The organism is Bradyrhizobium sp., from assembly GCF_052389815.1.
GTDB lineage: Bacteria > Pseudomonadota > Alphaproteobacteria > Rhizobiales > Xanthobacteraceae > Bradyrhizobium.
In genome coordinates, this window is sequence record NZ_JBQTHN010000172.1 from 35,475 (window position 1) to 46,993 (window position 11,519).

The 11,519-nt window shown below is 66.4% G+C and carries 11 protein-coding genes; 4 read left to right on the forward strand and 7 right to left on the reverse strand.

The features are described 5' to 3' along the window. Positions 1-6: 6 nt before the first annotated feature. The 6 genes from ACT4OC_RS25565 to ACT4OC_RS25590 form a co-directional block, all read right to left on the reverse strand. Positions 7-792: a molecular chaperone TorD family protein gene (locus ACT4OC_RS25565; protein ID WP_444841825.1), complete on the reverse strand. Its 786-nt coding sequence runs from the start codon at positions 790-792 to the stop codon at positions 7-9. 135 nt (positions 793-927) lie between these two features. Then, positions 928-1,566 carry a DUF3306 domain-containing protein gene (locus tag ACT4OC_RS25570; RefSeq protein ID WP_444841826.1) on the reverse strand — a complete coding sequence of 213 codons (639 nt, stop codon included), beginning with the start codon at positions 1,564-1,566 and terminating at the stop codon, positions 928-930. Further along, positions 1,563-2,072 (reverse strand): DUF3305 domain-containing protein, encoded by a 510-nt coding sequence (locus tag ACT4OC_RS25575; protein ID WP_444841827.1) that lies wholly within the window; start codon positions 2,070-2,072, stop codon positions 1,563-1,565. Before ACT4OC_RS25575 ends, ACT4OC_RS25570 begins: the two co-directional genes overlap by 4 nt. Next, on the reverse strand, positions 2,069-3,076 hold the full coding sequence (locus ACT4OC_RS25580) for a DUF6352 family protein (RefSeq protein ID WP_444841828.1): 1,008 nt from the start codon (positions 3,074-3,076) through the stop codon (positions 2,069-2,071). Before ACT4OC_RS25580 ends, ACT4OC_RS25575 begins: the two co-directional genes overlap by 4 nt. Further along, on the reverse strand, positions 3,073-3,612 hold the full coding sequence (locus ACT4OC_RS25585) for a DUF6505 family protein (protein ID WP_444841829.1): 540 nt from the start codon (positions 3,610-3,612) through the stop codon (positions 3,073-3,075). The genes ACT4OC_RS25580 and ACT4OC_RS25585 overlap by 4 nt, the downstream gene beginning before the upstream one ends. Then, positions 3,609-4,361: a biotin/lipoate--protein ligase family protein gene (locus tag ACT4OC_RS25590; protein ID WP_444841830.1), complete on the reverse strand. Its 753-nt coding sequence runs from the start codon at positions 4,359-4,361 to the stop codon at positions 3,609-3,611. The genes ACT4OC_RS25585 and ACT4OC_RS25590 overlap by 4 nt, the downstream gene beginning before the upstream one ends. Positions 4,362-4,522: 161 nt before the next feature. Here ACT4OC_RS25590 and ACT4OC_RS25595 point away from each other — a divergent pair, with 161 nt between their 5' ends. After that, positions 4,523-6,490 (forward strand): 4Fe-4S binding protein, encoded by a 1,968-nt coding sequence (locus ACT4OC_RS25595; protein WP_444841835.1) that lies wholly within the window; start codon positions 4,523-4,525, stop codon positions 6,488-6,490. A gap of 88 nt (positions 6,491-6,578) precedes the next feature. After that, positions 6,579-7,946, forward strand: a complete 1,368-nt coding sequence (locus ACT4OC_RS25600) for a caspase family protein (protein WP_444841831.1) — start codon at positions 6,579-6,581, stop codon at positions 7,944-7,946. Between the two features lie 22 nt (positions 7,947-7,968). On the opposite strand, the gene ACT4OC_RS25605 is transcribed toward ACT4OC_RS25600, so the two are convergent. Next, positions 7,969-9,216, reverse strand: coding sequence for a c-type cytochrome (locus ACT4OC_RS25605; RefSeq protein WP_444841836.1), 1,248 nt, complete (start codon positions 9,214-9,216; stop codon positions 7,969-7,971). A 287-nt stretch (positions 9,217-9,503) separates the two neighbouring features. On the opposite strand from ACT4OC_RS25605, the gene ACT4OC_RS25610 reads away from it, so the two are divergent. Both ACT4OC_RS25610 and ACT4OC_RS25615 read left to right on the forward strand, forming a co-directional pair. Beyond that, positions 9,504-10,793, forward strand: coding sequence for a hemolysin family protein (locus ACT4OC_RS25610; protein WP_444841832.1), 1,290 nt, complete (start codon positions 9,504-9,506; stop codon positions 10,791-10,793). A 157-nt stretch (positions 10,794-10,950) separates the two neighbouring features. Continuing rightward, a partial coding sequence (locus ACT4OC_RS25615) for a formyltransferase family protein (protein WP_444841833.1) occupies positions 10,951-11,519 on the forward strand: 569 nt, incomplete at its 3' end.

Genomic DNA, 11,519 nt, shown 5'->3' on the forward strand with positions numbered 1-11,519 from the left:
CGTTGGTCAGTTGGCGAACTTGAATGCCTCGGTTTCGATCTTCATGAACATGCGGCCGAGCGCGCCGACTGCACGATAGAAGTTGGCGGATTCCGCCATCTCCAGGTCGGCGAACATGCGGCCGATCCATGGCCCAATGTGCTTCTCGAAGAATTTTTTCTGCTGCTCGTGCGATGTCTCGAAACGGCCGTCGGCAAAGCCGGCCATGATCTCGCACAGCGTTGCCGCATTATCCTCCGGCTCCGGGTTGTTCTCGACGCGCTCGATGCCGAACGCGATAAGGTCGCCGCGCAGGCGAGCCAGCGGCCGTTCGTGCAGGAAGCCGGTCAGATAGTAGGAGGCATAGGGCAGGATTTCGCCGCGGCCGACCCCGATGAAGAGGTCGAAATATTCGCGCTCGACATTGGCATGGACGCAATCCTGCGCGGCTTGGGCGAGCGCGCCGTGGGCGCGGCCGAGCGGGGTATCGCCGCCTTCGAGCTTTGCGATCGCGCCGAGCAGCTTCTTCGAGGGCGGCGCCGACAACAGCGAAGCCAGCAGCAGATATTGGTGCGCGCGGCCGGCATCCACGGGATCGACGTCGTGCGGGGTCGCAGCCGGCTCGCTCCCGTCGTAGAGATCGGGACGAAGTTCGCGGCGTGAAATTCCGGTTGCCGCCTCGACTGCAATCACACGTTGAGCCGGCACCCGGTTCCAGTTGGAGACCGAGGGCTGGGCAATGCCAATTTTTCGGGCAAGCTCGGCGACACCGCCTGCTTTGTCGATTGCGCGCGCTAGACCGGGATCCCGCACATGGACCTCCGTCCCCCCACCACACTCATTGGTCGTCCCATTTGGATTTAGTCTTGTTCTAAAAAGACTAATCGCCTGACGATACGGGGTCAATCGATTCGAATAGCCGGTGGCTATACCTTTGGTCGCAGGCCACTAGCTGGGCAAAGCCCCGCCATGTGTGCGCCGCTGGACCGGCATAACATCGCCTTCTTCATCGGAAGCCTCCGGTTGCGTTGCAGCAACCGGTTCGATCGACTCGTCAGCCTGTCGCATGGCGACGACAGCAGCATCAGACGGTGCTTCGGCTGCCGAGATGCCCGGGTCCGGGGCCGGTTTTTCGGGCTCGTGTTCCCTCTCGGATAAGTCCCTGGCGATTTTCTCCGCGGAATCCCGCGCGCCTCCAATCACGCTTTCGACCATTGCGCGGATCTGTTCCGGCGTACCTTGCAGCGCACCGAAGCCTGGCATGGCATTCGGATCGGTAAAGTCCCATGCATTTTCGGCAAGCCCGACAAAGTCGCGGATCGCGGGATCTGCCGCCCAAGCGCGGCGAAGCGCCGCACGGCTGAGCTCGGCCGGAATGCCCTTGCGCAGGAATTCGGTGATGTCGGTCGACGCCGTAATCGAATCGAGCGGCGGCAGCTTTGAAAGATCCAGCTCAGGCTCGGGCGGAGCGGCAGGCGTGGTCGCTGCCGCCTCAGCCGGCGGTGGCGCTTGCTCGGCGGCCTTGTCCTCCTTCCTGGCCTCCTGCTTGCGGCGCGACCAGCGCTTGAGGAACTCTTCGTCGCTCATTCGTGCCGGCCTTCTGCTTGACGGCGCGCCAACGCGTCGGGATTGGCGCGATCGCGTTTGCGCTTGAAGAACTCCTGCTCGACGTGGTGCTCGGCGACAAAGCCTTCAAGGACCTCTCGAATGACCTCGGGCATGGCCACGGGCTCAACCAGGTTGGCGCCGGCCGCGGTAAAGGCCTCGCCTTCCGCGGGGTCGGCCGTCACCACGGCGAGCGTGTACGGCCACTCGCCTTCCGACGGGCTCAGCACGACCCATAGCATCGGGCTGCCAGTGGCGAGATTATCCCGGTAGCGCGCCGTCTCGGTGCGATGCAGTTCGACGATGGCGCTGCCGGCATAGAACAGAACGCCCTCCCCCTCTTCGCGCAGCACGCTCCAGGCCGTGATGTCGGGGGCATCCGGCAGGATGCCGACAGGGCGCCACAGGAAATCGACCCAGGGCGAATCCGCCTTGCGGCGCTCGACCACGACGCCGACCGTGATTTGCGCGAGCGGGATGGAACTCATGTGGCGGCCTCCAAATGGCGGATCGGCAACCCCGCGAGCAGATTCTGCGGTTTCAGGCGCACCAGCTTCTGCGCCGACATCGCCAGGATCAGATAGACCGGCTCGCGGCCGACCTGCTCCAGCACGAGCGCCGGATCGGCAAAGGTCAGCCGATACAATCCGAGCACGCGGCCGTTGGTTTCCTCATCGAGCGCCTCGCCGCGCCAGAGCCGGTCGCCGATCGCGGTGGCGTCCGTATCGAGTCCGACATACCAGGTCAGCCTTGCATCGCGCAGCTCGGTCAGCGGCTCGACCGAAACCTCGACCCCGAGCAAATGCGACAGCCATCGCGCGATCACGGTCGCCAGCGCCGCCTGTCCGCGGCGGCCGGCGGTGAGGTCGAGGCCCATGTCGAACTGGTCGCTGCGGTGCCAGTAATGTTCGGCATTGTCCTCGTCCAGCACCTCGACCTCGACGTCGTGGACCGCGCCCAGCATCGACATCAGCGACAGCACCGGCGTCGGGTTGACCCCGCCGATCACCTCGGCATCGCCCAGCAGGACGGAACTTTCGTGCAGCATCAGCCGCTGGGTGCGGAAGAACAGCTCGGCGGCACGCAGCACGAGCGGATCTTCGCAGCCGTCCAGCGCATTGCGCAAGATGACATGGACGAGCTGGTTGACGAACAGCGGCGGCAACTGGACCGAACCGCTGCGGACCAACGCCAGATAGGCCGCCTCCAACGTCGCGTGCCGCAGCAGCAGATCTCGGAACGCCAGCACGAACCGCCAGTTTTCCCGCGCATCCGCGTCGGCCATTTCTTCAATCTCGCCCGCTGCGACCTGCCGCCGCGGCGCGGCCAGCAGCTCGCGATGCAGCCGCCGCTCGGCGTCGCAGGCGTCTTCCGGCGGCATCAATTCCGGCCGGGCAAAATAGGCTTTCAGGAATTCGTCCGACACGACCAGCCCGCCGCTGTCGTTGCGGTCGAGCAGATGATGGCCGCAGGAGATCCAAAAGTCTTTCATCGGCGCCGCGGCTCCAGGGTCATGTCCGTCAGATCGAGCTGTCGGTCCGGCTCCTCGTCCTCGATCTCCATGAAGGAGAACGCCTTGCTGTGGCGGTCCTGCCCCTCCTTCAACTGCAGGCGGCGGAAGGACTCCCGCACCTCGCCATCGCTGACCGCGCGATGCACCGCAATCAGGCTGGAGATCGGATGGCTGCACAGCGATTCGACGAAGGAGACCTCTTCTTCGGCCGCAGGACGGGCCGTCGCAAGGTTGGGGGCCCCGAATTTCTCGACGAGCCGACCGGCGAGGAGTTCCACCAGTGCGCGGCGATCCTCCTCCGTGGCGGGGACGATCTGCACCAGGGTCGACCAGCCCCAGGACTGTACGCCGAGGAAGCCGCCGCGGAAGGCCGCGCGGTCTTTTCCGGTGAGAACAGCAGGATCGCGGTCGCAGAAGCGGAACGCGCCCGATACGGCCCAGTCGCCCGGCTCCGCGGCCACGTCGAACACGAACGTATCGGACGGATCGAGCGCGATGGTGCGGAGCAGTTTCACAGCCGCGGCCCTCCGGATTTCGCATCGAGCCATGTCGGTTTCGCGAGCGCCTTGGCGAGATCGATCGGAACTGCTTTCTCACCCCCGATCCGCTGCACCACGAGATCGCCGTTGGCCTCGATGCGCCGGCTGGTGTGCGGCTGCCGCTCGATCAGCCCGAGATATTGCTGCGCCAGGCTGGCGAACCCGTCGACTTGCCAGCGGTCGAAGGCGACCATCAGGTGCCGGGCAAAACTCTCGGTGACTTCGACCGCACCGATCTCGCCGAACCCCTCTTCCTGCAGGGCCGAGGCGAGCGGATGAACGCCGGCCTCGGTTTCCGTCATCGCCACCGTGCGGATCATGGCACCGAACACCAGCCATGGCGGCACAGCGTCCTCTCGGGCCGATTTCGGCCAACCGAGCCGCCCGCCGCCGACCAGTCCGCCATCGACCCGGATCGCATCCGGCCAGTCGACGGTTACCGCCTTGTTGGGTGGCGCATAGGCGCGCAAGGCATCGGCCAACGCCACCATGCCGGCATAAAAGGCGCGGCGCGCCGTATGCAGGGCCTCGGTCGGCTCGAGCACGACCGCAAACTCGGCAAGGTCGAACCTCCCGACATAGACCAGGGTTCCCGCCCCGCTCGTTCCGGCGATCTCCAGCGCGTGCGAAAACGCCTCGCCGCTCTCGCGCAGCCGGACCAAAGTATAAGGCGGCGGCAAGTCGATGCGTTCGGTAACGGTTTCGCGCGTTCGTGCAGTCGGCAAAAGGTTGCTCCGGCTTCCTTTTTTCTGTTTAGAATGATTATACGAGCCGGGCGGCCGGGGCGAGTCCGCATTCGGCTGTTCCGTCATCAACTCATGGGAGTAACCAAGCGCGCATGGCACATCCGCCCAAGAAGATATTGATGTGCTCCTGCGAAGACACGATGCGCCTCGACAGGGGCGCCGTGGAGCGCGGCTGTCGCGGCAGCGAGATCAAAACCTTTCGCCATTTGTGCCGCGCCGAGATCGGCCGCTTCCGCGATGCTGCCGGCGCGGAAGGACCGCTGACCGTCGCCTGTACGCAGGAAGCGCCGTTGTTCGGCAACGAGGCCGGCGATCGCGCCGAGGCCATCGAATTCGTCAATGTCAGGGAAACAGCCGGCTGGTCGAAGCAAGGCGCCGATGCCGGTCCGAAAATGGCCGCCCTGCTCGCGGCCGCCGCCGAGCCCGTGCCGGCGATTCCTTATGTGACGCTGTCGAGCGACGGCGTGATCCTCATCTACGGCCGCGACGAGACCGCGATCGAGGCCGGCAAGCTGCTCGCCGATCATCTCGACGTCACCGTGATGATCTCGAAACCCGCTGATATCACGCCGCCGTCGACCAGTGCGTTCCCGGTGGTCAAGGGAACCATCCGCAATGCCAAGGGTCATTTCGGCGCGTTCGAGCTCACCATCGACGATTTTGCCGCGCCGCGTCCGTCCTCTCGCGACGCCTTCGTGTTCGATGCGCCGCGGAGCGGCGCCACCTCGCGTTGCGACCTCGTGCTCGATCTGTCCGGCGGCCCTGCGCTGTTTCCCGCGCACGATCTTCGCGACGGCTATCTGCGCGCCGACCCCCGCGATCCCGCGGCGATGCTGCGCGCGGTGTTGAAGGCGCGCGACCTCGTCGGCAGCTTCGACAAGCCGCAATACATCAACTTCGCGCCCGAGCTCTGTGCGCATTCGCGCTCAAAGCTCACCGGCTGCCACCGCTGCCTCGATCTCTGCCCGACCGGCGCGATCGTGCCCGATGGCGATCACGTCAGGATCAGCGCCGAGATTTGCGCCGGATGCGGCCAGTGCGCCGCGGCCTGCCCGACCAGCGCCGCCTCCTATGCGCTGCCGCCGGCTGACACCTTGCTGCACAAGCTGCGCGCGATGCTGCAGGCCTATCACCAGGCGGACGGTGCAAGGCCTGTCGTTCTGATCCATGATGGCCAGCACGGGACCGAGTTGATCGACGCGCTCGCGCGCCATGGCGACGGCCTGCCGGCGAATGTGCTGCCGCTGGCGGTCAACGAGATCACGCAAGTGGGGCTCGAAGCCATCGTCGCCGCCTTCGCCTATGGCGCGACCGGCATGCGCTTCCTGCTGCGGGCAAAGCCGCTGCACGATACCGTGGGCCTGACGCAGACGCTTGCCATGGCCGAAGCGATCCTCGCCGGTCTCGGCTTTTCCGGCCGCCGCGTCGCCACCATCGAGACCGACGATCCCGACGCGCTGGGCGAGGCCTTGTACGGCATCGAGGCGGGCGCCGCGGTAGCACAGCCCGCGACGTTCCGCACCGTCGGCAAGCGGCGCGACGTGCTGCGCTTTGCGCTCTCCGAGCTGCATCGCGTGGCACCGGCGCCGGTGGACGTGATCGCGCTGCCCGAGGGCGCGCCGCTCGGCGCGGTCAAGGTCAATGTGGAGGGCTGCACGCTGTGCCTGTCCTGCGTGTCGGCCTGCCCGACCGGCGCGCTGCTCGACGATCCCGATCGCCCGGCGCTGAAATTCGTCGAGGACGCCTGCGTGCAGTGCGGGCTGTGCAAGGCGACCTGCCCCGAGAAGGTCATCACCCTGCAGCCGCAGATCGACTTCCGCGCCAGCCGCGCCACGCCGCGCCTCATCAAGGAGGAGGAGCCGGCGCTGTGCATCCGCTGCAGCAAGCCGTTCGGCGTCAAGAGCACGATCGAGAAGGTCGCCGCCAAGCTCGAGGGCCGGCACTGGATGTATCCGGCCGCCGCCAGCCGCGCCGACGCCATCCGGATGTGCGCCGACTGCCGCGTCATCACCATGAGCGAGCAGCAGTTCGATCCCTTCGCCGGCGTGCCAGAGCGTCCGCTGCCGCGCACCACCGACGATTACCTGCGCGAGCGCGACAAGAAGTAGGCCCGAAGGACCGGTGCTCGCTCGTCTGGCCCCTTCCGCGACTGCCGGCGAGCCGGTAGCATGCCTTCATCCATCCGGGGGAGATGGCATGCTCGGGCGGGGCTTCAAGGCAACATTCACAGGGTGGCACGGCCTGGTGCTGTGCCTGGTTCTGCTCGTTCAAGCGGTCCTGAGCGCTGCCGCCGTTGCCGGCGAGCGTCTCGCGCTGGTGATCGGCAACGGTGCCTATGCCAACGCGGCGCGCCTCGCCAATCCCGCCAACGATGCGGCCGACATCGCGCAATCCCTGCGCAGCATCGGTTTCGAAGTCGTCGAGGGGCGCGACCTCGACAAGCGCACCATGGAGCAGAAGATCGTCGAGTTCGGCCATAAGCTCGACGGCGCCAGCCTCGCGCTGTTCTTCTATGCCGGACACGGCTTGCAGGTTAACGGGCAGAATTACCTCGTGCCGATCGACGCGAAATTGCAGCGCGCCGGCGACCTCTCTTTCGAGACGATCAACGTCAACCAGGTTCTGGCGCAGATGGAGGCCGACAAGCGCGTCAACCTGGTCTTCCTCGATGCCTGCCGCGACAATCCGCTGGCGCGCTCGTTCGCGCGTACCCTCGGGGAGACGCGATCGGCGAGCGTCGGACGAGGGCTTGCGTCGATCCAGAGCGCGGTCGGAACGATGATCGCCTATGCGACGCAGCCGGACAACACGGCGCTCGACGGCGCCGGCCGCAACAGCCCGTTCACGACGGCGCTGCTGAAGCACATCGCCACCCCGGGCCTCGAAGTCCGCAGCATGATGACGCGCGTCCGTGCCGATGTGCTCGTGGCGACCCGCGACAGGCAACTGCCGTGGGATCATTCGTCCCTGATCGGGGAAGTCGTGCTGGCGCCATCCGCCGCGACGCCGCCGCAGGCCGCGGCCTCCCCGGCATCGCCACTCCCGGCGAAGGGAGCGGCGCCGGCGCCGCCGCCGCCGCAGCCATCGAGCGAGGCCGAGCGCGCCTGGGCTGTGACCAAGGACACCACCAGCCGGGCGGTGTTGCAGACCTTCATCAAGCGCCATGCCAGCACGATCTACGGCGAAATGGCGAGCGCGCGGCTGAAGGAGCTCGAACAGCAAACGCAAAAGCCGACGGAGCAAAAGTCCCAGGCACAGAAACCGGAGCAGAAGCCGCAGGACAAGGTCGCGCTGGTGCCGCAGGCGCAGCCACGCTCCGCCGGACCGAAAGTGTTCGACAATCCAACCATCAACGGCATCCGGATTGATCGTTGCCTGAAGTGGGGGCCGACGGGTTGCAGCGCACCGGCCGCCAATTACTGGTGCCGCTCGAAGGGATTCGCCAAGGCGACCGATTTCGAATGGAAAACCGGCCCGCCCACCATCTTTCAGGACCCCGAAAGCTCGGTGAAGATCTGCGACTTGTTCTTCTGCGGCGGTTTCACCAGGGTCGTCTGCGAGTGAATTCCCGCCCGAATCCAACCGCTCACTTCGCCGTCGCGCGCCTCAGGAAATCGGTGAGCGCCTTGCGATCTTCCGCCGATCCGATGCGCTGCTCCGGCATCTTGGTGCCGGGCGTGTAGGCGTTGGGACCAAGCTCGAACAATTGCGACACCGTCTCGGGCGTCCAGACGATGTTCATGTTCTTCAGCGCGTCGGAAAACCGATAGCCCGGCAGCGACGCGATCTTGCGTCCGAACAGCCCGGCCAGCGTCGGGCCTGCGCGCGGGCCGTCCTTCTCCGATAGCGTGTGGCAGGCGATGCAGGCACGAAACACTTCCGCGCCGTGGTCGCCGGCATACGCCGCGAGGGGATCGCCGGGCGCGCCCGGCTGCGGCGCGCCGACGGGGCTGCCGGTTTGCGCGTTCCAGCGCCGGATCACGGCATCCGCCCCGCCCGTCAGGAGCGTTGCCCCATCGGGCATGAACGCCGCCGACCACACCGGCAGCCCCGGCCCGACCAGCGCACTGGCGAGGCTGCGCGTCTTGCGGTCGATCAGGTTGACGGTTCCGCCAATGCCGGCCGCGGCCACGCGCGCGCCGTCCGGCGAAATCGCGAGCGCGATGATCGGCGTCGCTCCCGCTTGAACCTCGGCGACGTCCTTCCCGTCCCGCAAGATGAAGCGCACCTTGCCGTCCGCCCCGCCGGTGACGATCTCGCCGTCGGATGCAACCGCAACGGCGTTGAGCGGGGACGGCAGCGTGATGATATCCGGCGGCCCTTCCGCCAAGGGCCAGACGCGCACGGTGAGGTCGTAGCCGGCGGTGACGAGCGATTTGCCGTCCGGCGTGAACGCCACGCCGTTGACGTTCTGCGCATGCCCCTCCAGCACCCGTTTCGTGCCGGAGCCGAGCGGCCAAAGCCGCGCCGTGCCGTCCCATGCGGCCGAGGCCAGCGTCTTGCCGTCGGGCGAAACCGCCAGCGCAACGATCGGCGCGGTGTGTCCCTCCAGCACCTCATCGGGCTGCTGGCGGCCCGCCGTCCACAGCGCGATCTTGGCGTCCGCACCCGCGGTCGCGATGCGGCCGTCCTTCAGGAAGACGACGGCATTGACCGCGTCCGCATGGAACCGCAGCACCTGCTCCGCCGATCCCTGCGCGAGCGACCAGCGGATCGCAGCCGTATCGAAACCGCCCGAAAGAACACGCTTTCCGTCGGCCGAAATCGCAATGGAGCGAATCGGGCCGCCATGGCCGGAAAGCTGCGCCTGCGCCGAGGACATGCCGAGCAGCATCGCTGCAGCGATGGCACAAGTGGTCAGGATGCGTTTTTTTGGCACGGCGCTGGCAACTCGCAGGAATGGGCGCGCGGAAAGCGCGCCATACTGCACAACTGCCGGGAGGGATGGAAGGCCCGGCCGCAGCGATCACAACGCCGCGACATCAGCGGCTTCGCTACGTCTGCAGCCGATACTCAATTGCCTGTCAACCGGCCTCCAAGCAAATACTTCGCCAACAGGCCGCGCAGCCACGTGCAACTGTCTATATGATGGTTAGATCCCGGCCCAGAGAATCCTCCCGCGTGCTCTACCTCGAACTTGCCATCGTCACCGTCCTGATCGTCATCAACGGCCTCCTCTCGATGTCCGAGCTTGCGATCGTCTCCTCGCGCCCGGCACGGCTGGCCGGGCTCGTGGCAAAAGGCGTCAGCGGCTCGCGCCGCGCGCTGGCGCTGGCTTCCGACCCCGGAAAATTCCTCTCAACGGTGCAGATCGGCATCACGCTGATCGGCGTGCTGTCGGGCGCGTTCTCCGGCGCCACGCTCGGCCTGCGGCTATCGCAAAGGCTCGTCGAGCTCGGCCTCCCGCAAGGCATGTCCGACACCATCGGCGTCGGCATCGTCGTCGCCGTCATCACCTATGCCTCGCTGATCGTCGGCGAGCTGGTGCCGAAGCAGATCGCGCTGCGCGACCCCGAATTGATCGCGGTCAAGGTCGCGCCCGCGATGGATCTGATGGCAAAGATCTCGCTGCCGCTGGTCTGGCTGCTCGATCGCTCCGGCAAGGTGCTGCTCTTTCTGCTTGGTCACCGCGGCAATCCGGAGGGGCGCGTCAGCGAGGAGGAGATCCGCACGCTCGTGGTGGAGGCCGAACATGCCGGCGTGCTCGAGCCGGGCGAGAAGGAAATGATCGCCGGCGTGATGCGGCTCGGGGATCTGCCGGTAGGCGCCGTCATGACACCGCGCAACGAGGTCAGCCAGATCGATCTTGCCGATCCGTTGCCGGTGATCCTGGCCAATCTGCAAAAGACCAGTCACTCGCGCAGCGTCGTGTTCGACGGCGATCGCGACAGTGCGCTCGGCATCGTGCAAGCCAAGGACCTGCTCGACGCCTATCTCGCCGGCAAGACACCCGACATCCGCGAGCTGACGCGCGAGGCGCCGATCATTCCGGAAACGCTCGATGCGCGCGACGTGGTTGCGATACTGCGCGACTCGCCCGTGCATCTCGGCCTTGTGCACGATGAGTACGGCGTGTTCCAGGGGGTGGTCACCAGCGCCGACATTCTCGAAGCGATCGTCGGCAGCTTCCACAGCGAGGAGGGCCCCGCAGAGCCCTCCTATGTCAAACGCGACGACGGCTCCTATCTGATCGCCGGCTGGATGCCGGCACTGGAGTTTGCCGACCTGCTCGGCATTACCCTGCCGGTGTCGCGCCCGTACCAGACCTTCGCCGGCTTCCTGTTGCAGGAGTTCGCCGCCATTCCCGCCGTCGGCGACAGCATCATGGTCGGCGACTGGCGCTTCGAGATCGTCGACATGGACGGCCGGCGGATCGACAAGGTGCTGGCGTTCAGGCCGGGAAAAGCCTGACCGCACCGGGCTTTGCCGGGGAAAACTCGAGTCGTCTGGCATCCCGCTGACTGGCTGCCCGGCCTGTTGATAACCCCTACCCCGCTATTCCCGCAGGCAGACACAGGCGGCTGCCGTGCTATCGACAGGTCCGACTGAACCGGGACACGGACTGACCATGCGGATTACCCTCGTCGGCTCGCGCCATTTCGGCGTGGCAACCTTCAACATGCTGCGCGAGCACGGCGTCGAAATCGCGCGGGTCATCGTCCATGACGGCGATGATCGCCTCGCCGCCGCCGCCAGGGCCGCCGCGATCGAGGTCGTCGTGCAGGCCAACCCGAAGCTGGTCGTCGCATCCGAAATCGCCTCCGGGACGGACATGGTCATCACCGCCCACAGCCACGCCCGCATCAGCAAGGATGCGCTGGCGGCCACACGACTCGGCGGCATCGGCTATCATCCGTCGCTGCTGCCGCGCCATCGTGGCATCGCCGCGATCGAATGGACGATCAGGGAAGGCGATCCGATCGCCGGCGGATCGGTCTATCACCTCGCCGATCGAATGGATGCGGGTGCGATCGCCGCGCAGGACTGGGTCTTCGTCAAGAAGGGCGAGACGGCACGCGAATTGTGGGAGCGCGCGCTGGCGCCGCTTGGTCTGCGCCTGCTCGCGGAAGTCATCGATTCCGCCAAGGCCAATGGATCGCTTCCGGCCAAGCCGCAGGACGAGCAATTCGCAACCCT